This is a genomic window from Streptomyces sp. NBC_01451, from assembly GCF_036227485.1.
Taxonomy (GTDB): domain Bacteria; phylum Actinomycetota; class Actinomycetes; order Streptomycetales; family Streptomycetaceae; genus Streptomyces.
Window position 1 is genome coordinate 8,338,110 of sequence record NZ_CP109479.1, and the last position, 24,886, is coordinate 8,362,995.

Here is a 24,886-nt window from a genome sequence, read left to right on the forward strand (position 1 = left end):
CTGGTCGCGTGAATGATCAGAGAGCCGATCTGCCCGAGGTCTCCCACGACCAGGAACCCAGGTTCCGCGTACGCGCCCTTCATACGGCCTCCACTCTGACCGTCTATCAGGCCTACGATCCGCGGATCGGGCTCCCGGCGGCACGCGACGGCCGGTTTCCGGCGGTGTGGAAGAGAGGCCGTATGACATGGATCAAGCCCTCCTTCACCTGGATGATGTACCGCTGCGGATGGGGCACGAAGGAAGGGCAGGAGACCGTGCTGGCCGTCGAGATCAGCCGGGAGGGATTCCTCTGGGCGCTGCGGAACGCGTGTCTGTCGCACTACGTATCCGGGCTGCACGAGGACCAGGTTGCCTGGAAGCGGCAGTTGAGGCGGGCGGTGGCGCGGGTGCAGTGGGACCCGGAGCGCGATCTGCGGCTCGGTCCGTTGCCCTACCGGTCCTTGCAGCTCGGGCTCTCGGGGGAGGCGGCGGATCGGTACGCCGATGAGTGGATCGTCGGGATCGAGGACGTGACGCCGCTCGCCGCCGAGGTTCACGGCCTCGTCCGGGCGGGTGAACTGGGCCGCGCGGCCGGCCTGTTGCCGGTGGAGCGGCCGTACCCGCTCGACGAGGACGTACTCGCGCACCTGCGACCGTAGAAGGTGTGGATGAGGCGGAAGAGGGGCGGGAGAGGCGGACCGTCGGGTGTGGAGCAGTGGGAGACGGAGGTACGACCATGAGCGGGTCGTCGGTCACGGTGGTCACGGGTGGTGGTCGGGGGATCGGTGCCGCGGTCTGTCTGCGGCTCGCGGCGGACGGGCATGACGTCGCGGTGGGGTACGTGCGGGACGTGCGGGCCGCCGAGTCGGTCGCGGCGGGGGTGCGGGAGGCCGGAGCGCGGTGTGTGACCGTCCGGGTCGACACCTCGGTCGAGGCGGACGTGGACCGGCTGTTCGACACGGTGGAGGAGCTGCTCGGGCCGGTCACGGGACTGGTGAACAACGCCGGTGTCACCGGGCCGTTGGGCAGGCTCGCCGACGCGGATCCCGTGGATCTGCGTCGCGTGGTGGACGTCAATCTGCTGGGCACGCTGCTGTGTTCGCGCCGGGCCGCGCGTTCCATGACGGCTCGGGGTTCCGGCGTGATCGTGAACGTGTCCTCGGCGGCTGCCACCCTCGGCGGCCCGGGCGACTACGTGCACTACGCGGCGACCAAGGCGGCGCTCGACGCGCTGACCATGGGCCTGGCGAAGGAACTCGGTCCGGACGGCGTCCGCGTCAACGCGGTGGCGCCGGGCGTCATCGACACCGAGATGCACGCGACGATGGGCGACCCGGACCGGGCGGAACGCATGGCCCCGACGATTCCGCTCCGCAGGCCGGGGCTGCCCGGCGAAGTCGCGTCAGCCGTCGCCTGGTTGATGTCCGCGGAGGCCTCGTACACGACGGGCGCGGTGCTGCGGGTGTCCGGCGGGCGGTGACGCAGCGTGGCGGGAGGCGGGAGGCGGGAGGCGGGAGGCCGGAGGGGAGAGGGTGTGTGGTCGTGGGTCAGACGTGTGAGTCAGTGGTGCGGGGAGGGGACGTGCGCCCCGCTCTCCTGGTGTCCGTCTCGCGGTCAGGCGGCCTCGATGATCTCGCCCCGTATCGCCGCGGCCCACTTGACCACCAACAGCTCGTACTCCTCCCGCTCCTGGGCCGAGAGGGATCCGCCCGAGCGGAGCCAGAGCGCGCGGATCTGCTCGTTCAACGCAGCAGCAGACCGCACGGAACCAGGGGCCAGGGAATCGGGGGACATGCGCACCAGCGTAGGCGCAAGGACTGACACTGCGCTACCAGGTGGCTACTCGTACGGTATGTGGTTGGTCACCCTCGGATGATCTTCCGTCGTGGGCGTGGTCCGGGGGTCAGCCGGAGGACTCCGCCGCGTGCGGGCTCAGGGCGCCCGTCGCCACCAGGGCGATGATGACGATGCCGAGGGCGATGCGGTAGTAGACGAACGGCATGAACGACTTGGTCGAGATGAACTTCATAAGCCCTCGTCCGGTCTGGTCGCGCAGCATGCTGGTACTCGTGAAGGAGGCCGTCGAGTCGGTCGGTTCGATGTATGTCGAGGCGGACGATCTCGTCCGGATCGGTGATCGGTGATCGGTTCGGGGAGCGGGTGCAGCGGGCAGGTGTTCGCGATGCCCTGGTACGGCCGGTGCGCGTTGTTGAACTGCTCGAACTCCCGCAGTGCGTGCAGGAGATGGTGCTGGTTCCAGATCAGGGTGCGGTCCAGCAGTTCACGGCGGCAGGTCTGCACCCATCTCTCGATGACGGAGTTCATGCGGGGGATCCGGATGCCGCTGAGCACGACCTCGATCCCCGGATCGGCGAGGATCGTGTCGAACAGTTCGGGGAACTTCCCGTGCCGGTCCCGGATCACGTAGCGGGCCTCGCAGCCGGTGTCCTCGAGGTCAATGACGAGGTTCCTGGCGGACTGTGCCGCCCAGGAGGCGGTCGGGTGCGTCGTCGCGCCCAGGATCCGGGTGCGCCGGCCGGCGTCCCCGATCACCGTGAACACGTACAGCCGCGTCCTGGACAGAGTGATGGTCTCGAAGAAGTCACCTGCCGGCAGGGCATCGGCCTGGGAACGCAAGGAGTCCTCCCAGGTACTGGACGTCAGCTCGGCTGTCGGCGGGATGCCGGCGTCCATGAGGATCTCCCAGACCGTGGACGCCGCCACTTTCACGCCGAGGACGAGCAGTTCACCGTGCAGGCGCAGCAGGGCGAACACGTTCGCCACACACAGGTAGGCAAGTCGCAGCAGCACGGCAGATCATCCTGCCGGGGCACTCACCAGGTGCCCAGAGCACCCGCCCGAGCGCCCGCGCTCGACACCACCCTTACACTAGCCCTCACCAGGACGGATGAGTTTTTCGGCAGGCGCAGTGGGGCGATCCCCTGGGCGGGCGGCAGCCGGTCCAGGTCGAGCGGGTAGCGCCGCTTTCCGCGCCGTACGTCCAGGGACAGGCGTGGCACCGGGGCTCTCAACTGGTGCAATCGGTAGGGGGTGAGCCTGTGGCGGGCGAGCTCCTGGCGGGTGCCCTCCGCACAGGCGTCGATGACGTCACGGGCGGACAGTGGCCGGCGGGTACGCCGTTCCATGCGCGTGGGTTCCTGGAACGGCTGTCGGACGACGTCGACCTGTTCACGGACATCGCTGACCCGATGGCCTACTCCGAGGCCGTCGATGCGGTGGCTGAGGCCTACCGGGCGGCGGGCCTCACCGTTGAGGTGGAGAAGTCCGGTGGAGTGTTCGCCCGGTTCGCGGTTGCTGATGGACAGGGGCGCACGGCGAAGGTGGAGCTCGGGTGCGACTGGAGGGCTCACCCGCCTGCCGTGTTGGAGATCGGTCCAATCCTGCATGCCGATGACGCCGTGGCCAACAAAGTGACCACCCTCTTCGGACGGGCGGCGCCACGGGATTACCTCGATGTGCATGCCGCGCTCGCCTCCGGACGGTACTCGGGTGGGCAACTGCTGGAGTTGGCGTTGGAGCACGACGCCGGGTTCGATCCGCGTTACTTCGCCCAAGCGCTGAGGGCGGGCGACCGTTGGCCGGACCGGGAGTAGGAGGCATACGGCATCAATGGCGGCCAGGTGGAGGACATGCGCCGACGGCTGCGCGCCTGGGCTGCCGAGATCCTCATACCTCCGCGCTGGTCAGCGCCCGACGCGACCCGAACTCGCGGAAGTTCTACGACCGCAAACGCGCCGAGGGAAAGAAGCACGTCCAAGCCGTACTCACCCTGGCGCTCAGGTCAACACGACCGACTGGGTCATTTCTCGTCGAGCCGTTCATCGTGGATTCAGCCGCTCATCTGTGAGCACGCCGTGCGATGCCTATGCCCCCGCCCGCTCCCGCGCCGCCCCGACCGCACCCAGCTCCGCCCACGCCCGGGCCGCCGCACCGACCGCCACCGCGTCCCCGCCGAGAGCCGCGGGCAGCACGTGCAGGGGACGTCCGCTGACGGGCGGCTCGGCGGTCAGCGTCCGGCGTACGGCGGGCTCCAGCAGCGCCCACGACCGGCTGACACCCCCGCCGATCACGCAGGTCGTGACGTCCAGCAGCCCCGCCGTGATCAGCAGCGCCCGGGCCACGCCCGCACCCGCCGCCTCGTAGACGGCGACCGCGTCCGCCTCGCTCCGGGCCGCCGCGTCGGCGACCTCGTGGGCTGTCAGGTCACGGCCGGTGCGCTCGCGGTACCGGGCGGCGATCGAGCGGCCCGACGCCAGTGTCTCCAGATGGCCGCGCCCACCGCAGGTGCACGGCAGGTCACCGAAGCCGGGCACGTGCCCGATCTCGCCGGCCGCCCCGTGCGGACCGTCGTAAAGGGCGTCTTCCAGCCACAGCGCCCCGCCGACCCCGGTGCCCAACGTCATGCCGAGCACATACGGTTCACCCGCGACCGCACCGGCCGCCGCCTCCCCGCGCAGGAACGCGTTGACGTCGTTGTCGAGGAACGCCGGTACGCCCAGTGCCCGTTCGACCGTCGCCGTCACCTCGAACCCGGCCCAGTTCCGGAAGGAGTCGCTGGCCACCAGAATCCGCCCGGCCCGCACGTCCACCAGCCCGGCCGCCCCGACCCCGACCCCGAGCAGCCGCCCGGGAGTTCGCCCGAGCAACTGTCGTACGGCTTCCAGCGCGGTGCCGACCATCGCCGTCCCGCCCCGGTCCGCGGGGGTGGGCACCTCCAGGCGGTCGCCGATGCCGAGGTCCTCGGCGCACAGCACCACTTGGGTGGTTGTGCCGCCGATGTCGACGCCCGCGACCACCTCGGGAGAGCGCGTCACGCGGTGACCCCCGTACGCAGGGTTTCCCGGCGGCGGCGCTGCACGACCGGGTCCGGCACGGGCACGGCCGCGATGAGCCGGCGTGTGTACTCCGTCTCCGGACGCAGCAGTGTGGTCATGGTCGGCCCCTGTTCCTCGACCTGTCCGGCCCGCATGACGACGACCCGCTGTGCGAACTGCTGGACCACCGCGAGGTCGTGCGACACGAACAGACACGCGAACCCGAGTTCGCCCTGCAACTCCGCGATCACTTCAAGCACGGTCCGCTGCACACTCACGTCCAGCGCACTCGTCGGCTCGTCCGCGACCAGCAGCCGCGGTTCCAGGACGAGTGCCCGCGCGAGACTGACCCGCTGCCGCTGACCGCCGGACAGCTCACGGGGCCCGCGCCGCGCCAACTCCCTCGGCAGCCGCACCCGTTCCAGCACCTCCGCGACCAGCGCCCGCCGCTCGGCCGCCGACAGGCCCCGGCGATGCATCCGCAACGGCTCGGCCACGCACTCCCCGACACTCATCCGGGCATCCAGCGAGGCCACCGGATCCTGGAGCACCACGCCGACCCCGGACAGCAGGGCCCGGCGCGCACGGCCCCGGGTCCGGCCGAGCTCCCGCCCGAACAAGGACACGGTGCCACCGGTCGGCGCGACGAGGCCCAACGCCACCCTCGCCGCCGTCGACTTGCCGGACCCCGACTCGCCCACCAGTCCGACCGTCTCCCCGGGCCGCACCGTGAGCGACACCTCCTGAAGCGCCTGCACGGCACCCGGTCCACGCCCGAACCGCACGGAGACGCCCCGGAGTTCGACCACGGCATCCCCCTCCGGGGCCGGCGGTCCTCCCTTCGCGTCCCCTGGCTCACCCGCCACTTCCTGCGGTACGTCCGCCACCACCGATGCCTCCTCGGCCGATGCCTTCACCACCGGCGCCTGAACGGTCAGCCGAGGAACGGCCTCCAACAATCGCTGCGTGTAGTCGTGTTCGGGGTGCAACAGCACCTGCTCCACGGACCCGCTCTCAACGACCTCACCGTTCAGCATCACCGCGACCCGGTCGGCGAAGTCGGCGACCACGCCCATGTTGTGCGTCACCAGCAGCACGCCGGTGCCGGAGTCGGCCGCCAACGCCCTGAGCAGATCCAGGATCTCGGCCTGCACGGTGACGTCGAGGGCGGTCGTCGGCTCGTCCGCGATCAGCAGACCCGGTGAGTTGGCGATCGCCATCGCGATGACGACCCGCTGTCGCTGCCCGCCCGACAGCTGGAACGGAAACGCCGACGCCCGCCGCTCCGGCTCGGGAATGCCGACCCTGCGCAGGAGTTCGACGGCTTCACGTGCGGCCGCGGCACGGGAGACGGGCCGGTGATTGCGTACGACCTCGGCGATCTGCGCACCGACCCGGGTCAGCGGATCGAGCGCGGTGGCCGGCTCCTGGAACACCATCGACGCGGTGCGGCCGCGCAGCCGGGAGAGTTCGGCCTCACCGGCCCCGACGACCTGTGTGCCGTCGATGGAAATCCGCCCCGACGCACGGGCGTTGGACGGCAGCAGCCCCATCGCCGCGAGCGCCACCGTCGACTTCCCGGACCCGGACTCGCCGACCAGCGCCAGCGTCTCGCCGGGCCGGACGTACAACGACACCTCACGCACGGCGTGCACGTCACCTGTGTCGGTGCCGAAGGTCACCCCGAGATCCTCGACCTCCAGGATGTTCGCCACCTTCGTCCCCTCTGTTTCCGTCACCCTCGGCCCCTCACGTCGAAGGCGTCGCGCAGCCCGTCGCCGATCGCGTTGAACGCGCACACGACGAGGATGATCGCGAGACCCGGCGGAACGATCAGCCACCAGCGCCCGGAGTACGCCGCCGTCAGCCCGGCGGACAGCATGCCGCCCCAGTCGGTCTTCGGCGGCTGGACCCCCAGGCCGAGATACGACACGTACGCGACGAGCAGGATCGCGTCGGCGACCTGGAAGGTGGCCGCGACGACGATCGTCGACACCGAGTTCGGCAGGATGTGCCGCCGGATGGCCCGACCGTGGGTGCCGCCGGTCGCGCGCAGCGTCAGCACGTAGTCCCGGCTCTTGAGCGTGAGCGTCTCCGCCCGCACGAGCCGCGACGGCACCAGCCAGGACACCAGCCCGAGCACGATGATCAGGCCGAGTGTGTCCGGGGTCGTGATGGCGGAGACGACCAGCAGGATGAACAGCGCGGGGATGGCGATCCCGGCATCCACGATCCGCATCATCACCGCGTCCAGCCAACCGCCGGCGTACCCGGCCGTGGCGCCCCACAGCGTGCCGATAACGGTGGCCAGGACTCCGGCCGCCAGCCCGACGAGCATCGAGACCTTGCCGCCGTACATCAACCGCCCGAGCTCGTCGTGGCCCACTGCGTCGGTGCCGAGCCAATGGGAGCCGCCCGGACCGAGGTTGACCTGCGTGAGGTCCGTATGAGTCTGGTCGGTGGAGTACAGGAGCGGGCCCACGAAACAGAACAGAAGGAAGAGGACGACCACGGCGAGTCCGGCCACGGCCAGCTTGTTGCGCGTGAACCGTCGCAGCGACAGGCGGTAGTTGGCCACCGGCTCCGCCGTGGGCGTGGTCTGCAGTACGGCCGTCATGCCGGGCCCGCCTTCACTCGGGGATCGACGATCCGTTGGACGACGTCCGCGAGCAACGTCCCCACCACCGTCGCCACGGAGATGACCAGCACGCACCCCAGCAGCACCGGATAGTCGGAGGACTGCGCCGCACTCCAGAACAGCAGCCCCATCCCGGGGTAGTTGAAGAGCTGCTCCACGACCAGCGCCCCACCGAACAGCACCGGCACGTAGTACCCGAGCATCGCGATCACCGGCGTCAGCGAGTTGCGGAACACATGCCGGAAGAGGATCGCCCCCTGTCGCGCCCCACCGGCCCGTGCCGTGCGGACGTAGTCCTCGGAGAGGTTCTCGAGCGTCGAGGCCCGCATGTACCGGCTGAAGACGGCCACCATGGACGCGGCGCCCGTCACGACCGGCAGTACGAGCCCCACCGGATCCGCGAACACGTCGGCCAGCGTGTCCCCTTGGGGCGCCTGGGAGGGAAACCAGTGCAGGGTCTGTGTGAAGACGAGCACCAGGATCAGCCCCAGGAAGTACACGGGCGTCGAGTACGCGACGAAGCTCAAGGTCGTGATCACGTAGTCGGCCGGCTTGTTGCGCCGCACCGCCTGCCACATGCCGAGCGGAATCGCGAGAAGCAGCCCGGCCAGCGCGGACAGCACGGTCAACACCAGTGTCTTCGGCAGCCGTTGCTCGATCAGCTTGGAGACCGCCTCGTTGAGCGTGTACGACGTGCCGAGGTCACCGTGCAGCAGGGTGCCGAGATAGTGGACGTACTGGACGGGCAACGACCGGTCCAGCTCCTGTTCGTGGTTGAACGACGCGATCTGCTGGGCCGTCGCCTGCGGCCCGAGGATCCCGCGTGCGGGACCCCCGGGCAGCGCGTGCAGCAGGCAGAAGACAACGACCGTGACGATGAGGATCACCACGAGGGACTGGAGCACCCGCCGGGCCAGGTAGAGAAGAGTCTCCATGACTCAGCTGGTCCACTTCCACTGCGCCGGGTGGAAGTTGGCGAGCGAGTCCTGCGAGAAGCCGCCCAGGCCCTTCTTCATCACCGAGATCTGGTAGTCGGGCTCCGGCAGCCAGATCACCGGCAGATCCTTGGCGAGGGCCGCGCTGTACTCCTGGACAGCCTGGTTCGAACTCGACGTCGTGGACGCGGAGATGAGCTGGTCCACCGCCGTGTTGGAGTAGTTGCCGAAGTTCGAGCCGCCCTTGGTCTGGAAGAGCGAGTCACCGGTCGGGAAGGCGTTGAAGTACCAGCTGCCCATCGTGCCGAAGAAGGACAGCTGCCACTTGCAGATCGACTGGCTCGCCGTGCACTGCGGGGTCTGCGACAGCACCGAGTTGACGGGCGCGGTCTTGATGGAGAACTTGATGCCGGTCTTCGCGAGCGAGGACTGGATCGCGCTCATCATGTTGTCGGTCACCGTCGAACCCGACTGCGACAGCACCTGCATCTGGAACTTCGTTCCCTTGGCCACCCCTTCACCGCACTGCGACGCGCTCGTTCCCGCGCTGGAGCAGGTCATGACCCCGCCCTGCTCGGTCCAACCGTGGCCGGTCAGCAGGGACTTGGCGGCCGAGGTCGAGAACGGGTACGGGTTGGCCTTCTGTGTCGGTGACACGAAGTCGGACGTCTGGGCCTGTGGGATCGGCCCGTAGCCGGGCACCGCCGTGCCGTTGAAGACGACTTTCGCCAACGTGGTCTGGTCGATGGAGCGCTGAACGGCCTGACGGGCGTACAGCTGCTTGAACACCGCGCCCATCGACGGGTTGTTGAAGTTGTACGGCATGTACGTGATCGCCCAGCCGGACCACGGCTTCACCTCGTAGCCCTGGGCGGTGAAGCTGTCCTTCTGGTCGAGGTCGGTCGCCTCGATGTAGCCGTAGTCCACGGTCCCCGACCGCAGCGCGTTCTTCTCGGCGTCCGCCGTGGTGAAGGGGAGCAGGTTCACCGTGGGGATGCCGGGCTTCTCGCCGCCGTCGTACTTCTTGTTGGCGGTGAGCACGACCTTGCCGGCCGTCGAGAAGGACTTGATGTCGTAGGGGCCGCTGGTCGTCTTCCACAGGGCGTTGGAGGCGTAACCGCCTATGTTCTTCGCCGCGTTGTTCAGGTACGTCCAGTCCTGCTTGGCGTCCCCGGGCTTGTCCCAGACGTGCTGGGGGAGCGGGTTGATGGCGCTCAGCTCGTTGGCCAGCATCCACTGCGGGTTGTAGGCCTTGTCGAAGGTGATCGTGAAGTGGCGGGCGTCCACGGTCTTGAAGGACGTCCAGTTGTCCGGCGCCTTGCCCGGGTTGTAGCCCGCCCACTCGGACCTGTTGGCCTTGATGAGGTCGAACCAGAACTTCACGTCGGCGGAGGTGATCGGCTCGCCGTCGCTCCAGTGCCGGTCGCCCAGCGTGATGGTGACGCTCTTGTTGTCGGCCGCGAAGTCGGCGGCCGTGGCCACCGAGCCCTTCTTGTTCCAGCCGATGGTGCCGGTGGAGCCGTCGTAGGCGATGAGCGGTTCCCACAGCGTGTTCGCGATGGAGATGTTGTTGGTGTTGAGGTGCGCGGCCGTACCGATCGGCAGGATCCAGTTCGGCGTGAAATTGGCCGGCAGCGCGTAGTTGATCGAGTCGTGGGACCCGGAGGACGACGTACCGCTGGACCCGGAACAGCCCGCGAGCAGCAGTGTGCCCGCGCTGAGGGCGGCTCCGGTGAGGAGTCTCGTGCGAGCAGGGGACATGGCTCTCCTCGAAGGCAAGAGGACTGAAGGGCGAAGTGAGCCCAGTGAACGACTCGTGGGGACGAAGAAACAGGCGTGCTGCCGTAAAAAGCCTGTTACTGCTGTTCTGAAAAAACTCCGCAGGGTGCCCGTGAGGCTTACTCTCGACGCCCTGGCCGTCGAGATTGGAAATTACTTCGCCCATGGTCGAAAAAAGCCATCCGCCCCGGCGTCACGCAGCGGGCTTCTCCTCACTGGCCGAGCGCGTCCTCGAACTCCTCGCCTCCGGACAGGCGGCGACCCGCACGGAACTGGCCGGGCTGCTCGGCTCCGCGCCCTCGACGATCTCGTTCACGGTGGGCCAGCTGCTCGACCACGGGCTGGTCGCCGAGGAGGGCACGGTGGCCTCCGCCGGCGGACGGCCGCGCAAGGTGCTGCGGCTCGGCGGCAGCGACGGCTTCGCGGTGGCCGCCGAACTCGGGGGCCGGCACGCGCACGTGGGCGTGGTGCTGCCCGGCGGCGGGCTCACCGACGTCTCCACCGTGCCGTTCCCGACGGCGGACGGCCCGGAGGCGGCGCTGCCGGGCCTGGCCGAGACGCTGGAGGCGCTCGCCGACAAGCACGGGCGTCCGCTGCTGAGGGGCGTCGGCCTCTCCCTGCCGGGCCCGGTCGACGTCGAGCAGGGCGTCGTCACGCTCCCGTCCCGGATGCCCGGCTGGAACCGCTTCCCCGTGCGCGCCTGGCTGGAGGACCGCTTCGGCGTCCCCGCGGCCATCGAGAACGACGCCAACTGCATGGCTGTCGGCGAGCACACCGTCCAGCCCGTCGGCCGCCGTCAGTCGATCATGGTCAAGACGGGCACCGCGATCGGCGCCGGCGTCATCGCCGACGGCCGCCTCTACCGGGGCGCCACCGGCGCGGCCGGTGAGATCACGCACGTCCGGGTCGAGGCCGCCCAGGACATCCCCTGCTCCTGCGGGAACACCGGCTGCCTGGAGACGGTCGCCTCGGGCGCGGCCCTGGTCCGCATCCTGCGCGAGCGGGGCCTGCCGGTCACCTCCACCGAGGACGTCGTCCGCCTCGCCTCCGACGCCGATCCCGAGGCGACCCGTGCGGTCCGCCAGGCCGGCCGCTACCTCGGCCAGGTGCTCGCCGCCAACGTCAACTTCTTCAACCCCGACGCCGTGTATCTCGGCGGCATCCTGTCCACCCTGGAGCCGTTCGTCGCCGCCGTCCGCAGCCAGCTCTACGAGGGCTGCCATCCGTTGGTGACCGAGCACCTGGTGATCGAGCGGGCCAGCCTCGGCGCTGACGCGGGCCTGGTCGGCGCGGGGCAGTTCGCGCTCCAACGCGCCCTGGCGCAGGCCCTGCAGAGGGTCATCGGCCACCAGAAACCCTGACGCACGCAGCCCATCACGCAGCCCATCACGCAGCCCATCGCACAGCCCGGAGAGGCCATGCCGCAGCCCCGCAGCTCCGTCCCCCGACCCGTGATCGCGATCGCCGGACTCGGCATCGAGTCGTCGACCTTCTCGCCCGCCCGCACCGAGGCCCCCGCCTTCCACCCGCGGCGCGGCCAGGACGTCCTCGCACGCTACCCCTTCCTGGACCCGGGCACCGAGCTGCGCACCGCAGCCGAGTGGCGTGGCGCCCTGGTCGGCAAGGCACTTCCCGGCGGCACGGTGACGGCGTCGGCGTACGCCGACCTGACCGCCGAACTCCTCGACCGGCTGCGGGAGTTGGGGCCGATCGACGGCCTCTGGTACGACATCCACGGCGCGATGACCGTCGAGGGCGTGGACGACGCCGAGGCCGAACTCCTCGCTCGTGTACGTCAGGTGATCGGCCCGGACGTCATCGTCTCCACCTCCATGGACCTGCACGGCAACGTCTCGCGCGAACTCGTCCACGGCAGCGACCTGATCACCTGCTACCGCATGGCCCCGCACGAGGACGCCATGGACACCAAGGAACGCGCCGCCCGTAACCTCGTCGACCTCCTGACGAGCGGCGCGCCCCGGCCGGTCAAGGCCTGGGTGCCGGTGCCGGTCCTGTTGGCCGGCGAGCAGACCTCGACCCGGATCGAGCCCGCGAGGAGCGTGTACGCGGCCGTCGACGAGGTGGAGGCGGCCGACGGTGTGACGGACGCGGCGATCTGGGTCGGCTACGCCTGGGCCGACGAGGCGCGCAACCGGGCGGCCGTCGTGGTCACCGGGCCGGACGAGGCGACCGTCGCGGCGGGCGCCGAACGCCTGGCCCGCGGCTTCTGGGAGGCACGCCACGACTTCGCGTTCGTCGCCCCCACCGGCACCCTGGACGAGTGTCTCGACGCGGCCCTCGCCTCCGCCGCCCGCCCCTACTTCGTCAGCGACACGGGCGACAACCCCACGGCGGGCGGCGCGGGAGACGTGACGTGGGGCCTCCACCACCTGCTGTCCCGCCCGGAGTTCAAGGACGACACCGGCCCGGTCGCGATCTACGCCTCGCTGCCCGGCCCCGCCGCCGTCGACGCGGCCGAGCGGGCCGGTGTCGGGGCGACGGTCACCGTCACCGCGGGCGCGGAGGTCGACGACCGCCACGCAGGACCCCTCACCCTCACCGGTGTGGTGCACGCGATCCGGCACGGCGACCGGGACGCAGGGACGGAGGTCGTGCTGAAGGTCGGCAGCGTGCACGTGGTCCTGACCCGGCTGCGCAAGCCGTTCCACCACGAACACGACTTCACCGACCTTGACCTGAGCCCCCGTCAGGCCGATCTGGTCGTCGTCAAGATCGGCTACCTGGAGCCCGAGCTCTTCGCGATGGCCGCCGACTGGAAGATGGCCCTCACCCCGGGCGGCGTCGACCAGGACCTGACCCGCCTGGGCCACCACCGCATCCGCCGCCCGATGTTCCCGTTCGACCCGGAGATGCACGAGCCCGACCTCACGGCGCGGATCATCGCCCCGTCCGACGAACCCCTCACGGGCCCTGACGAGTGAGCCGGCCGTTCCCGTCCGACCCCGACTCGGTGGCGATCAACCGGTCAATCTGCGCGATCAACACGTCCCGGCACGAACCGCGTTCACGCGCGTCGCACAGCAGCACCTTCACATGGTCCGGCAGGGCCAGGGAGTCGCGGATCTCCCCGGCCGGGTAGGGCCGGCCGCCGTGGAAGCCGTTGGCACCGACGACGAAGGGGATGCCCCGGCGTTCGAAGAAGTCGATGGCGGCGAAGCCGGACTCCGGACGGCGGACGTCGATCAGGACGACCGCGCCGAGCGCACCGATGGCCAGGCCGTTCCACATGAACCAGAAGCGCTGCTGGCCCGGGGTGCCGAACAGGTACAGGACCAGTTCCTGGCTGATGGTGATGCGGCCGAAGTCCATCGCCACCGTGGTGGCCGCCTTCTCCTCGATACCGTCGAGATCGTCGACGTGCATGCCCGCGGAGGTCAGCGGTTCCTCGGTGCGCAGCGGGACGATCCAGCTGACTGCGCCGACCATGGTGGTCCTGCCGACGCCGAATCCCCCGGCGATCAGGATCTTGACCGTGTCGGGTGCCGTCCTGGTGGTGGCGTCAGAGTCGGCCAAGGCCGTCCCTCAACTTTCTGCAGCAGGTCCATGTCCGGGGTACGGGGTACGGGATACGGCGGGCGGGCGGCGATCCAGCCCCCCTCCAGCAGGTCGCAGAGGTGCCGGTCGGTCCGCGGTCGAGATGGATCCGGTCTTCGGGGACGCCGAGGCCGATCAGGATCTCTCGATGGGCGGTGAGGTCAAGCTCGCCCGGCTCACATGCCGCTGACACGCGCTCCTGGCCGTACGGTTCACGTGGGAGGACATGGAAGCGCGCCTCGACCGGCTCATCCTCACGGCCGCCGCCGCGCTGGATGACCTCACCGGCGATTCCTGGGACACGGTGGATGAGCGGCTGCGTTTCCTCGTGGCGAGGGTCGCGGCCTGGGCCGGACATGAACCTCAGCCGACCCGCTCTACCCTCTGTGTGGAAGGGCCCGCACGGCAAGCCGTGCGGGCCCTTCCACACCCTCCCGGCTTTGCGGACGCACACGCTCTAGGGGGAGTGCGTCCCGCCTCCCAGGTGGGAGACGAGTGGGAGATGATCATGGCGTGGTGATGCAGTCAGGCGCTGGGAAATGCCGGATGGTGCTACATGTGCGGCCCGGGATCAGGACCCGGACTCGCCTGCGTGGGGGCTCAGCGCACCCATGCTGACCAGCACGATCACCACCACGCCGAGGGCGATGCGGTAGTAGACGAACGGCATGAACGACTTGGTCGAGATGAACTTCATGAACCAGGCGATCACGGCGTATCCGACTGCGAAGGCGATCACCGTCGCGAAGGCCGTCGGGCCCCAGGAGACATGGCCGCCCTCCGACGCGTCCTTGAGTTCGAAGACACCCGAGGCGAGCACGGCCGGCATGGCCAGCAGGAAGGAGTAACGGGCCGCCGCCTCACGGGTGTAGCCCATGAACAGACCGCCGCTGATGGTCGCGCCGGACCGGGAGACGCCGGGGACCAGCGCCATCGCCTGGCAGACGCCGTAGATCAGACCGTCCCGTACGTTCAGGTCCTTGAGGCCCTTGCGCTCCTTGGCCGCCCGGTGCTTCCCGCCGGTCTCGTCGCGCGCCGCGAGGCGGTCGGCGACGCCGATGACGATGCCCATCACGATCAGCATCGTCGCGGTGATCCGAAGGTCGCGGAAGGGACCCTCGATCTGGTCCTTGAGGGTGACCCCGAGCAGACCGATCGGGATCGAGCCGACGATCACCAGCCAGCCCATCTGCGCGTCGTGGTCGCTGCGCATCGCCTTGCTGGTGAGCGAGCGGAACCATGCCGAAAGGATCCGCCCCACGTCCTTGCGGAAGTAGATCAGCACCGCCGCTTCCGTGCCCAGCTGGGTGATCGCGGTGAAGGCGGCACCCGGGTCCTTCCAGCCGGAGAACGCGGCCGTCAGGCGCAGATGCGCGCTGGAGGAAACGGGGAGGAACTCGGTCAGCCCCTGGACGAGTCCGAGGATGAGGGATTCAAACCAAGACATGAAGTTACGTGGTCCAAGCGCTGATCGTGGAAGGGCCGACGGATACACCGGGCCGCCGTGCGCGGAGCGAAGGGTGGCGGAGATCAGGTGTGTTGGGGGCAGCCTAGCGGCCCTCGGGGACAGGCCGAGCACAGGGGCCGGGGTCAAGGGGTGGCAAAGCCGGGGTTCCCCTGTCGGCCGCCCCGCGCCATCCACCCGGTGGACACCCTTGTCGTGGTGTTGACCGGCCGCTTGGGCGGAACATACGTTGCCAGCGAAGAGAAAGCGCTTGCTGCCCCGGAGGTCCGGAGTCATCACGCGTTGGCCCACGTCAGACACCGCGTCCGATGGAGTCCTGATCACGCACATGACCACACCCGCAACCAGTCCCGACACCGCCCGCGCCGTCCCGGGGCAGCCCCCCGCCGGCGCCGGTCCTGCCGGCCTCAGCTCACTCGCCCCCCTCCCGCCGCTCACCGGCCGCCGTATCCGGGCCGCCGTCATCGGGGCGGGCGCCATCGGGCGCGGGTCGCATCTGCCGGCGCTCGCCGAGTTGGCCGACGAGGGCGAGACGGAGGTCGTCGCCGCCGTCGACATCAACGCCGACGCGGTGAAGGCGTTCTGCGCGGAGAGCGGGATTCCGCACGCGTACACCGATCTGGAGCAGATGCTCCGGGAACAGCGCCCCGACCTGGTCACCATCTGTACGCCGCCCACCCTGCACCGGGAGCAGACCGTGGCCGCGCTGCGCGCCGGGGCCTGGGTGTGGTGCGAGAAGCCGCCGGTGCCGACGCTCGCCGACTTCGACGCCATCGAGACGGAGGAGGGGCTCGAGGGCGGCCCGTACGCCTCGATCGTCTTCCAGCACCGCTTCGGCTCCGCCGCCACCCACGTACGGCGGCTGCTCGCCGAGGGGGCACTGGGACGGCCCCTCGTCGTGCACTGCCAGACCACCTGGTACCGCGACACCGCCTACTACGCCGTGCCCTGGCGCGGGCGCTGGGAGACGGAGGGCGGCGGGCCCGCGATGGGACACGGCATCCACCAGATGGATCTGCTGCTGGATCTGCTCGGGCCGTGGAGCGAGGTGCGGGGGATGGCCGGCCGGCTCGTGCACGACGTCGAGACCGAGGACGTCTCCACCGCGCTCGTCCGGTTCGCGAACGGCGCGCTGGCGACCGTCGTCAACAGTGTGCTCAGCCCCGACGAGGTCAGCCGTATCCGCATCGACTGCGAGCGCGCCACTGTCGAACTCACCCATCTGTACGGGCACTCCAACGCCAACTGGACCATCACCCCGGCGCCGGGCGTGCCGGAGGCGGAGCTGGCCGCCTGGCGCGACTTCGGGCCGGACGTGCCGAGTTCGCACCTCGCGCAGCTGCGCGAGCTGGTGGTGAGCATGCGCGCCGGGGAACGGCCGCGCAGCAGCGGGGCGGACGGACGTACCAGCCTGGAGCTGATCACCGCGCTGTACAAGTCGGCCTTCACGGACACGACCGTCAGGGCCGGCGACATCGGCCCCGGCGACCCCTACTACACCGCGCTGCACGGCGGGGCGCCCGGATGGGCTCCCGTGACCGGCGATGATGGCGATGTGTCCGGCTCCGCAACAGGATCGGACACCGGATCCGACACTGGGTCCGCCGCCGGATCCGGCACTGGTTCCGCTACCGAGGAGGCGTCCGCGTGACCACGTCCGAGGGCCTGCGCATCGTCCACGCGCACGGCGACCGCATCACCGTGACCGAACCCGTCACCGGTGTCGAGCTGTTCAGCTACGTGTACGGGGCGGAGGCGGCCTGGGAGGCGCCGAAGCCGTATCTGCACCCGATCCGGACGCTCGCCGGAAACGTTGTCACCGACTACCGGCCCAACGACCACCGCTGGCACAAGGGACTTCAGCTGACGGCCTCGCACCTGTCGGGGGCGAACCTGTGGGGCGGCAACTCCTATGTGCACGGCGAGGGATATCTCGCCCTCCCCGAGCGTGTCGGCTCGATGGCCCATGTCGGCTTCGACGAGGTCGCCGCGGACGCGGGCCGGGCCGTCATCGCGGAGCGGCTCACCTGGCACCCGTACAGCGGGGAGCTGTGGGCGGAGGAGTCGCGGCGGGTCGAGGTGCACGACGTCGATCCGGCGGCGGGTTCCTGGGCGCTGACCTGGACGAGCGCGATCACCAACCGGCGCGACGAGCCGCTGCTCTTCGGCAGCCCCACCACCGCCGGGCGCGAGGCGGCGGGCTACACCGGCCTGTTCTGGCGCGGCCCGCGCGCCTTCCGGGACGGGCGCATTCTCGGCCCCGACTCCGAGGGGCCCGAGCTGATGGGCGAGCAGGCACCGTGGCTGGCGTACTCCGGCGAGTTCGACGGCGCCGACGGACACGCCACGCTGGTCTTCGCCCACGCCCCCGAGAACGACCACCTGGGGCGTGCGGGCGCCCACCCGGCCCACTGGTTCGTGCGCAACGAGCCGTTCGCCGCCGTCGCCCCCTCCTGGGCCTTCTACGACGACCTGGAACTGGCGCCCGGCGACACGCTCACCCGCCGTTACCGGGTCGTCGTCGCCGACGGTGAGTGGGAGCGCGCGGGCGTCGCCAAGTACCTGCAGGAGCACCCGTGGTGAGCCCGGGGCCGACGCGATGACCTTCGCCGGTCTGCCGGGCGGCGTCGCCGTCTCGCGTCTCTCCGTCTACGACTGGCCCGCCGCCGACGGTGTCTGCGGCGGAACTCCCCATATGCATCTGACCTGTTCGGAGGCGTACGTCGTCACGGGCGGGCGGGGCGCGGTGCAGACGCTCACGACCTCCGGGTACGAGGTGACGCCGCTCTCGCCCGGCACGGTCGCCTGGTTCACGCCGGGCACCGTCCACCGGCTGGTCAACGAGGACGAGCTGCGCATCACCGTCCTCATGCAGAACAGCGGGCTGCCGGAGGCCGGGGACGCCGTGCTCACGCTGCCGCCGCGGTACCTGACCGACCCGGAGACGTACGCCGCGGCGACCGTGATCCCGCCCGACGCGCCCGTCGCCGAGCAGGAGCGGGTCGCCAGGGCCCGGCGCGACCTCGCCCTGGAGGGGTACCGGGCGCTGCGGGACGCGGAGGGGCCGGAGGCGCTGGCCGCCTTTCACGAGGCGGCGGCTGCTCTCGTACGGCCCCGGCTCGCCGACTGGCGCGAGCGCTGGCGGCGCGGCGCCGAAGCGGCGTCCAGGGCGACGGGCGACCAGCTCGACCGGCTGGAACGGGGCGACGCGTCCCACCTCGCGGAGGCCGTCGTACGGGCCGAACAGCCTTCCGCACGCGGGAAGTTCGGGATGTGCGGGCGGCTGGACGTGTACCAGGGCACCTCTTAGCGCGCGCCTGTACGGCTTCCGGGTCCGGAACCGCCGGAATCAGTGACCGCGCAGGTGGTGACGCTTGCGCCAGGCCACCACGGCGCCCAGTACGGCCGGTACGGCGATGAAGGCCATCGCGATCAGGAAGGCGGGGGAGGTCGGCGACGAGGCCCGGGCCCCGGCGACGACGTACGCGGCGGTGTTCGGGACGGACCCGAGGGCCGTCGCGAGGAGGAACGGCAGCCAGCCCATGCGGGAGACGGCGGCGCAGTAGTTGGCGGCCCAGAAGGGCACCCCGGGGAACAGCCTGGCCGCCATCATCGAGCGGAAGCCGTGCCGGCTGAGCTGGCCGTCCGCGGCCTGGAGCCAGCGGGCGCGCAGCAGCGGGCGCAGCGCGTCCTGGCCCAGCACGCGGCCCAGTACGAAGGCGGCCCCGGCGCCCAGGACGGTGCCGGCGAGCGCGGCGGCGAGGCCCAGCTGGGAACCGAACAGCGCGCCCGCCGCGAGGTTCAGCAGCGGGCGGGGCACGAACGCCACGGTGCACAGCCCGTACGCGGCTCCGAAGACCACCGCCGCGACGGTCCCGCCGATCTGGGGCGGCCAGCCGTCGGCGAGCAGCCGTTGCGGTTCGAAGAGCAGGACGCACGACGCCGCCGCGCCGAGCAGCAGCACCAGGAGCGACAGCCGCGCCCACGGCGAGAGCAGTGCTCTCGTGCAGCGCGCGGCGGTGCCGCGCGGCGGGGCGACGACGATGACGGCCGGGGAGAGCGGGGAGAGCTCCGTGGCGATGGCCGGGGGAGTGGCCGTGGCGGTGCCCCCAGAGCGGGTGGTGGCATCGAGCATTCGGCGACACTAACCGACACGTATGTGTGATCGCCGTATGGTTGGTCCCAACGGTGGAACAACCGGGGGATCTCCCGGCGCGCCAGGTGACACGTGCCCCCACACCCTGCGGAAACACCACGCCGTGACATGCGCCACTGTGGAGCCGATTCCCCGACTCGCCGAGCCGTCGCTCCCGGAAAACCATTCGACGTGCGCTGACGCGTCGGCGATGATCGGCCTCATGTTCCGGTACGCCTTCCTCCTCGCAGCATCCGCGGTCGCGGATGCCCCGAAGGCTGCCGTCCCGATCATCGTGGCTGCCGTCGACGGCGCCCGAAGCTGACCCTTCCCGGATCGTCCGGCGGACCCCGCAGGGGGAGGGTCGGCGCACTTCCTCGGGGTCCCCGTCCCGGCCGCGTTCTCCGCGCCGGGGCCTTCACTCAGTACCGCTGAAGAGGCTTCGAGGTACCGCCATGTCCAAGACGGCATACGTCCGCACGAAACCGCATCTCAACATCGGCACGATGGGCCACGTCGACCACGGCAAGACCACCCTGACCGCCGCCATCACCAAGGTGCTCGCCGAGCGCGGCTCCGGCACGTTCGTTCCGTTCGACCGGATCGACCGCGCCCCGGAGGAGGCCGCGCGGGGCATCACCATCAACATCGCGCACGTGGAGTACGAGACCGACACCCGGCACTACGCGCACGTGGACATGCCGGGCCACGCCGACTACGTCAAGAACATGGTCACCGGGGCCGCGCAGCTCGACGGGGCGATCCTCGTCGTCTCCGCGCTCGACGGGATCATGCCGCAGACCGCCGAGCACGTCCTGCTGGCCCGGCAGGTGGGCGTCGACCACATCGTCGTCGCCCTGAACAAGGCCGACGCGGGTGACGACGAGCTGACGGACCTCGTGGAGCTGGAGGTCCGCGAACTGCTCACCGCCCACGGCTACGGCGGCGACGCGGTACCCGTCGTACGGGTGTCCGGCCTCAAGGCCCTTGAGGGGGAACCCCGTTGGACGGCGGCGATCGACGCGCTGCTCGACGCGGTGGACACCTATGTGCCCATGCCCGAGCGGTACGTGGACGCGCCGTTCCTGTTGCCGGTGGAGAACGTGCTCACCATCACCGGCCGCGGGACGGTGGTCACGGGTGCCGTCGAGCGCGGCACGGTCCGCGTGGGTGACCGGGTCGAGGTGCTGGGCGCGGACGTCGACACGGTCGTCACCGGCGTGGAGACCTTCGGCAAACCCATGGAGGAGGCGCAGGCCGGGGACAGTGTGGCGCTGCTGCTGCGCGGGGTGCCCCGGGACGCGGTCCGACGCGGGCACATCGTCGCGGCGCCCGGCAGTGTGGTGCCGAGCCGGCGGTTCTCCGCGCAGGTCTACGTGCTGTCGGGGCGTGAGGGCGGGCGCACGACGCCGGTCTCGACGGGGTATCGGCCGCAGTTCTACATCCGTACGGCGGACGTCGTGGGTGATGTGGACCTCGGTGAGATGGCTGTCGCGCGGCCTGGTGAGACCGTCACGATGACCGTCGAGCTGGGTCGTGAGGTGCCGCTGGAGCCCGGGCTCGGCTTCGCCATCCGTGAGGGTGGGCGGACCGTTGGGGCGGGGACCGTGACAGCCGTGGTGTGAGCGCGGCCGATGTGCGGGGGGCTGCGGGCCGGCGGTGGCTTGGCGCGCAGCTCCCCGCGCCCCTTCGGGCGCCTCGGCACAGGCACAATGACGAGGTGACCGAGTCGATACCCGTCGCCCGTGCCGTCGATCACGGGTTCGCCAAGCTGATGCCCGACGTCGACCGTGAGCGCGCCTGGCTGCTCACGGTCGACGGGGCGCCTCAGTCGTACGTCGATCTGGACGAGCCGACGCATCTGGAGTTCGAGTACGCGCGTCGGCTCGGGCATGTGCTGGACGTCGTCGCCGAGCCGGGGCGGGCGCTGGACGTGCTGCACCTCGGTGGGGGTGCGCTCACCCTGCCCCGGTACGTCGCCGTGACCCGGCCCGGGTCCCGGCAGGACGTAGTCGAGGCGGATCGCGGGCTGCTCGACCTGGTCGTGGAGCATCTGCCGCTCCCCGCCGACGCGGGCATCGCCCTGCACGCGGCCGACGCCCGCGCCTGGCTCGAAGCCGCCCCCGACGCCTGCGCCGATGTGCTCGTCGCCGACGTGTTCGGCGGCTCACGCGTTCCGGCGCACCTGACGTCCCTGACGTACGCCGAGGAGGCCGGACGGGTGCTGCGCGGCGACGGCGTCTACCTCGCCAATCTGGCGGACTCGGCGCCCTTCGCCTTTCTGCGTTCCCAACTCGCCACCTTCTCAACGGTGTTCGAGGAACTGGCGCTGATCGCCGAACCCGGCGTCCTGCGGGGCCGCCGCTTCGGCAACGCGGTGCTCGTCGCCTCGCACCGCCCCCTGGACCCGCCCGCCCTGTCCCGGCGCGTCGCCTCCGACGCCTTCCCGGCCCGCCTCGAACACGGGGCCGCGCTACGGGACTTCATCGGGGACGCGGCACCTGTCCGGGACGAGGAGGCGGTGCCGTCGCCGGTGCCGCCGCAGGGAGGGTTCGGTATCGGCTGAGGCCCGCTGGGAGCGGGCGGCAGAACGACCGTCAGCCGCCGGTGCTCTCCAACTCGCCTTTCACCGAAGCCTCCTGGGCCGCGTCCCGGGTGACCTCCTGCGTGGTCCGGGTGAGGTTTCGTACGTCCCGTACGGACAGGGCACCCGCCGTCACCACCACGATCAGGGCCGCGCAGCCCCACAGGGCGGGTGTGCGGCCGAAGGTGTGTTCCGCCGGGCCCGCGAGTGCCATGGCGAGCGGGAGCATCGCGACCGAGCCGAACCAGTCGTAGGCGGAGACGCGGGAGAGCTTGTCCTCGGGGATCTCCTGATGCAGCGCGGTCATCCAGCTCACCCCGAACACCTCCTGCGTCACGCCGGTCGCGAACATCACCGCGCACAGCACGGTCACCGGCACCGGTACGGCGAGCGCGGCGGCCGGGAGGGCCAGCGGGAACACACAGAGTGTGCCGGCGAGCAGCAGCCGGCGTGGTTTCCAGCGCGTCATCAGCACGGCCCCGGCGACCGTGCCGCCCCCGAACGCGGCCAGCGCCAGACCCCACGGCCCGGCCCCGCCGAGGCTGTCGCGGGCCACGAGCGGGCCGTAGACCGACTGGGCAGCGCCGATCACCGCGTTGGCGACGGCGAACTGGACGACGATCGCCCACAGCCAGGACCGTCCCGAGAACTCCCGCCAGCCCTCCCGCAGATCGGCGAGCATTCCGCCGCCGGGCCGGCGCGCCGGGATGTGACTCACGTCGAGGAAGGAGCGCAGTGCCCCGGCGACCGCGAACGCCACCGCGTCCACCGCGAGGACCCAGCCGGGGCCGAGGACGGCGACGAGCGCGCCGCCGACAGCCGCGCCGCCGAGTGCCGCGCTGTGCATCGCCATGCGGAACACCGCGAAGGCGCGGGCGGCCTGGTCGCCCTGCACGGAGGACAGCAGCATGCCCTCGGCGGCCGGGCCGAAGAACGCCTGCCCGGTGCCGCCGAGCGCCGTCAGGAGCATCATCTGCCACAGCTGTGGTTCCCCGGCCAGCACGAGCACCGCGAACGCCGCCTGCGAAAGGCAGTTGAGGGCGTTGGCGGCGACCATCACATGATGCCGGGGGAGCCGGTCGGCGATCACACCGCCGATCAGCAGGAAGAGCACCAGCGGCAACGTCCGTGCCGCGGCCACCAGTCCGACGTCGCCGGCGTCGCCGCCCGCTTCCAGCACGGCGAACGCGGCGGCGATCGTCGCCCCGTTGCTGCCGAGGCTGGTCACGACCGCAGCGGCGGTCAGCAGCCTGTAGTTGTGGCCGGCCCAGGAGGGGAGGCGGGGGCGCACGGTGGGGGACTCGGCGGAGGTCACCGGGCGACTATCGCGGGCCGCCGCCGGCTTGCCAAACGATTTCCGACCTGCCCGGACCAGGACCGGCCGATTTCAGCTGGTCCTGAGCGAGCGCCGGCTCCTGTCGGCCACCGGCGCCCACCACACACCGCCCCGTACCTCGCCCCGCAGGTCGCTCACGCCCCCGTCGGGTCCCCGTGCAGCCGAACCGTGCTCAGGATCTGCATGATCGTCTTTTCGGAGACCTCGGCGGGGACACCCGTCGCGCCGTACAGGCTCCACGCCACGTAGTCGCCGGCCGAGTTCTTGAAGCCGAAGGTGATGGCCTTGCCGTCGCTCGCGCACTTGCCCGTCCGGGGCGTGTTCTTCGAGTGGGCCCGGGCGTAGCTTCCCTTGATGCCGGACTTCGTGGTGTAAGGCGTCGCCTTCTCGTCGAGGACGAGGCTCTTCTTGTCCGGCTGTGTGTAGCCGCCGTAGACCCACCAGGGGACCTGGTTCACGGCGACCTCGTCGGCGTTCTTCGCGCCGCTCGCGCCCTTGGTGCCCACGGCCGCGAGTGCGGTGTCCGACGTACGGCCGTCCTTGTCGTCGTCCGACACGCACCACTTCGACTTGTAGTACGCGGGCGCCGACATGGTGATGAGCGGCTTGGCGCCGGCCTTGGCGTCGTCCTCCTCGAAGCCGATCAGCGTGCCCGGTGTCTCCACCTCCCAGTCCGCCGGTACGTCGAAGGCGGTGCCCCACTTCGGGTTCACGACCACCTTCCAGCCGGCGACGGTCGGCTGTTCGGCCTCGGAGTTGCGCGGGTTGTCGTCCGAGGCCGACGCGGACGCGGAGGCCGAATCGCTCGGGTCCGCGGACGCCGGGCCGGGCGTCGAGGCGGGCGCGGACCCGCTCGACTGCTTGTCCTTGTTGTCGGAGCCCGCCTCCTTGTCCTTGTCACCGCCCAGGACGAGGAAACCGGTCACCCCGGCCGTGATCACGACCGCGGTGGCCGCGACGATGGCGGTGATCTTCGTCCGGTTCCCGTTTCCGTTCCCGCCTCCGCCCTGCGGTGACTGCGGCGCGCCCGTCGCCGTCGGAGGGCCCCACCCCGGCTGAAGGTGGGGGCCGGGCTGCGGATACCCGGTCTGCTGGTATCCGGGCTGCTGGTAGGGGTTCGGCTGCTGATAGCCCGGCTGCTGGTAGGGATTGTGCGGCGGGACCTGCGCGTGCTGCGGGTCCTGCGGGTTCTGCTCGCCCCCGGGCGGCTGCTGTTCTGGCCACATGGCCGGTAACGATACGGCGGTTGACGGGCCGCATCCGGCCGGAGTTGGTTACTCGCAGGTAACATGTGGTCCTGGGTGCGGTGCCCGACCCGACGAGGGCGGGGCGCCCCGGGTTACCGGTGGCCGTCTTCGGCCGGCGCGGCCGGTGTCGGTGGCCAACTCCTGCCGGGCTGGCGCCGGTTGGGTCCGGCTGTCGCGGCCCGGCACTGCCGGGGGGTGCTCTCGGCGCGTGCGCCCGCTACCGTCCCCGCGAGGCCGGAAGTTGAAGATTGTGTGTGCCATCCGGGTGCTCGTGCACACAACTCGGCGGGCGGCCGGGGTGCATTTTCGAATACCGGTACGGATACCGCCGGTAACACATCTGAATTCTCTTCGTTTTGAACTTTGGTCACTCGCACTGCTTGTTTATGGTGAGA

23 protein-coding genes and 1 pseudogene are annotated in these 24,886 nt (G+C 70.7%); 10 read left to right on the top strand and 14 right to left on the bottom strand.

Features of this window, described 5'->3' with window-relative positions; translation table 11 throughout:
* Nucleotides 1-8: 8 nt before the first annotated feature.
* Together OG595_RS36670 and OG595_RS36675 are read left to right on the top strand one after the other, a co-directional pair.
* On the top strand, nucleotides 9-641 hold the full coding sequence (locus tag OG595_RS36670; RefSeq protein WP_329279707.1) for a DUF4291 domain-containing protein: 633 nt from the start codon (nucleotides 9-11) through the stop codon (nucleotides 639-641).
* A 77-nt stretch (nucleotides 642-718) separates the two neighbouring features.
* Complete coding sequence (locus tag OG595_RS36675; RefSeq protein WP_329279709.1) at nucleotides 719-1,462, top strand: SDR family NAD(P)-dependent oxidoreductase; 744 nt, start codon at nucleotides 719-721, stop codon at nucleotides 1,460-1,462.
* Between the two features lie 134 nt (nucleotides 1,463-1,596).
* Here the strand turns inward: OG595_RS36675 and OG595_RS36680 are convergent, their stop codons facing one another.
* The 3 genes from OG595_RS36680 to OG595_RS36690 form a co-directional block, all read right to left on the bottom strand.
* Nucleotides 1,597-1,776 (bottom strand): hypothetical protein, encoded by a 180-nt coding sequence (locus OG595_RS36680; RefSeq protein WP_329279710.1) that lies wholly within the window; start codon nucleotides 1,774-1,776, stop codon nucleotides 1,597-1,599.
* A gap of 109 nt (nucleotides 1,777-1,885) precedes the next feature.
* Entirely contained in the window at nucleotides 1,886-2,011 is a 126-nt protein-coding gene (locus OG595_RS36685; RefSeq protein ID WP_329279712.1) for a UDP pyrophosphate phosphatase, read from the bottom strand.
* Nucleotides 2,008-2,793 (bottom strand): IS481 family transposase, encoded by a 786-nt coding sequence (locus tag OG595_RS36690; RefSeq protein WP_329279714.1) that lies wholly within the window; start codon nucleotides 2,791-2,793, stop codon nucleotides 2,008-2,010. The genes OG595_RS36685 and OG595_RS36690 overlap by 4 nt, the downstream gene beginning before the upstream one ends.
* A gap of 248 nt (nucleotides 2,794-3,041) precedes the next feature.
* On the opposite strand from OG595_RS36690, the gene OG595_RS36695 reads away from it, so the two are divergent.
* Nucleotides 3,042-3,596: a nucleotidyl transferase AbiEii/AbiGii toxin family protein gene (locus OG595_RS36695; RefSeq protein WP_329279715.1), complete on the top strand. Its 555-nt coding sequence runs from the start codon at nucleotides 3,042-3,044 to the stop codon at nucleotides 3,594-3,596.
* Nucleotides 3,597-3,866: 270 nt separating this feature from the next.
* On the opposite strand, the gene OG595_RS36700 is transcribed toward OG595_RS36695, so the two are convergent.
* From OG595_RS36700 to OG595_RS36720, 5 genes are read right to left on the bottom strand one after another with little or no spacing between them, the layout of a single operon-like run.
* On the bottom strand, nucleotides 3,867-4,817 hold the full coding sequence (locus tag OG595_RS36700) for an ROK family protein (RefSeq protein ID WP_329279717.1): 951 nt from the start codon (nucleotides 4,815-4,817) through the stop codon (nucleotides 3,867-3,869).
* Nucleotides 4,814-6,556 carry an ABC transporter ATP-binding protein gene (locus OG595_RS36705; RefSeq protein WP_329279719.1) on the bottom strand — a complete coding sequence of 581 codons (1,743 nt, stop codon included), beginning with the start codon at nucleotides 6,554-6,556 and terminating at the stop codon, nucleotides 4,814-4,816. The genes OG595_RS36700 and OG595_RS36705 overlap by 4 nt, the downstream gene beginning before the upstream one ends.
* Nucleotides 6,553-7,434, bottom strand: coding sequence for an ABC transporter permease (locus OG595_RS36710; protein WP_280874655.1), 882 nt, complete (start codon nucleotides 7,432-7,434; stop codon nucleotides 6,553-6,555). Before OG595_RS36710 ends, OG595_RS36705 begins: the two co-directional genes overlap by 4 nt.
* Entirely contained in the window at nucleotides 7,431-8,390 is a 960-nt protein-coding gene (locus OG595_RS36715; RefSeq protein ID WP_329279724.1) for an ABC transporter permease, read from the bottom strand. Before OG595_RS36715 ends, OG595_RS36710 begins: the two co-directional genes overlap by 4 nt.
* 3 nt (nucleotides 8,391-8,393) lie before the next feature.
* Nucleotides 8,394-10,151 (bottom strand): peptide ABC transporter substrate-binding protein, encoded by a 1,758-nt coding sequence (locus OG595_RS36720; RefSeq protein ID WP_329279726.1) that lies wholly within the window; start codon nucleotides 10,149-10,151, stop codon nucleotides 8,394-8,396.
* A gap of 182 nt (nucleotides 10,152-10,333) precedes the next feature.
* On the opposite strand from OG595_RS36720, the gene OG595_RS36725 reads away from it, so the two are divergent.
* Both OG595_RS36725 and OG595_RS36730 read left to right on the top strand, forming a co-directional pair.
* Complete coding sequence (locus OG595_RS36725; protein WP_329279728.1) at nucleotides 10,334-11,530, top strand: ROK family transcriptional regulator; 1,197 nt, start codon at nucleotides 10,334-10,336, stop codon at nucleotides 11,528-11,530.
* Between the two features lie 57 nt (nucleotides 11,531-11,587).
* A complete protein-coding gene (locus OG595_RS36730) occupies nucleotides 11,588-13,111 on the top strand; it encodes a M81 family metallopeptidase (protein WP_329279729.1) in 1,524 nt (507 codons plus the stop codon).
* Here OG595_RS36730 and OG595_RS36735 read toward each other — a convergent pair.
* The 3 genes and pseudogenes from OG595_RS36735 to OG595_RS36745 form a co-directional block, all read right to left on the bottom strand.
* Nucleotides 13,092-13,703, bottom strand: a complete 612-nt coding sequence (locus OG595_RS36735) for a GTP-binding protein (protein WP_329279731.1) — start codon at nucleotides 13,701-13,703, stop codon at nucleotides 13,092-13,094. The genes OG595_RS36730 and OG595_RS36735 overlap by 20 nt on opposite strands.
* Nucleotides 13,690-13,804: pseudogene (locus OG595_RS36740) on the bottom strand (DUF742 domain-containing protein); the annotation flags it as partial. The gene OG595_RS36735 and the pseudogene OG595_RS36740, both read right to left, overlap by 14 nt.
* Before the next feature lie 491 nt (nucleotides 13,805-14,295).
* Complete coding sequence (locus tag OG595_RS36745; protein ID WP_329279733.1) at nucleotides 14,296-15,171, bottom strand: undecaprenyl-diphosphate phosphatase; 876 nt, start codon at nucleotides 15,169-15,171, stop codon at nucleotides 14,296-14,298.
* Between the two features lie 346 nt (nucleotides 15,172-15,517).
* Here OG595_RS36745 and OG595_RS36750 point away from each other — a divergent pair, with 346 nt between their 5' ends.
* Genes OG595_RS36750 through OG595_RS36760 form a run of 3 tightly spaced genes read left to right on the top strand, consistent with a single transcriptional unit; the run spans nucleotide 15,518 to nucleotide 18,499 of the window.
* The gene (locus OG595_RS36750; protein WP_329279735.1) at nucleotides 15,518-16,840 is read left to right on the top strand and encodes a Gfo/Idh/MocA family protein; all 1,323 of its coding nucleotides are present in this window, start codon (nucleotides 15,518-15,520) and stop codon (nucleotides 16,838-16,840) included.
* On the top strand, nucleotides 16,837-17,772 hold the full coding sequence (locus tag OG595_RS36755) for a PmoA family protein (protein WP_329279737.1): 936 nt from the start codon (nucleotides 16,837-16,839) through the stop codon (nucleotides 17,770-17,772). Before OG595_RS36750 ends, OG595_RS36755 begins: the two co-directional genes overlap by 4 nt.
* 16 nt (nucleotides 17,773-17,788) lie before the next feature.
* The gene (locus OG595_RS36760) at nucleotides 17,789-18,499 is read left to right on the top strand and encodes a cupin domain-containing protein (protein ID WP_329279740.1); all 711 of its coding nucleotides are present in this window, start codon (nucleotides 17,789-17,791) and stop codon (nucleotides 18,497-18,499) included.
* Between the two features lie 39 nt (nucleotides 18,500-18,538).
* Here the strand turns inward: OG595_RS36760 and OG595_RS36765 are convergent, their stop codons facing one another.
* Nucleotides 18,539-19,324, bottom strand: coding sequence for a TVP38/TMEM64 family protein (locus OG595_RS36765; RefSeq protein WP_329279742.1), 786 nt, complete (start codon nucleotides 19,322-19,324; stop codon nucleotides 18,539-18,541).
* A 455-nt stretch (nucleotides 19,325-19,779) separates the two neighbouring features.
* Between OG595_RS36765 and tuf the strand changes: the two genes are divergently transcribed.
* The gene (tuf, locus tag OG595_RS36770) at nucleotides 19,780-20,949 is read left to right on the top strand and encodes an elongation factor Tu (RefSeq protein WP_329279746.1); all 1,170 of its coding nucleotides are present in this window, start codon (nucleotides 19,780-19,782) and stop codon (nucleotides 20,947-20,949) included.
* Between the two features lie 95 nt (nucleotides 20,950-21,044).
* A complete protein-coding gene (locus OG595_RS36775) occupies nucleotides 21,045-21,890 on the top strand; it encodes a spermidine synthase (protein WP_329279748.1) in 846 nt (281 codons plus the stop codon).
* 31 nt (nucleotides 21,891-21,921) lie between these two features.
* Here OG595_RS36775 and OG595_RS36780 read toward each other — a convergent pair whose 3' ends face one another.
* A complete protein-coding gene (locus OG595_RS36780) occupies nucleotides 21,922-23,223 on the bottom strand; it encodes an MFS transporter (protein ID WP_329279750.1) in 1,302 nt (433 codons plus the stop codon).
* Nucleotides 23,224-23,378: 155 nt separating this feature from the next.
* On the bottom strand, nucleotides 23,379-24,470 hold the full coding sequence (locus OG595_RS36785) for a hypothetical protein (RefSeq protein ID WP_329279752.1): 1,092 nt from the start codon (nucleotides 24,468-24,470) through the stop codon (nucleotides 23,379-23,381).
* Between the last annotated feature and the right edge of the window lie 416 nt (nucleotides 24,471-24,886).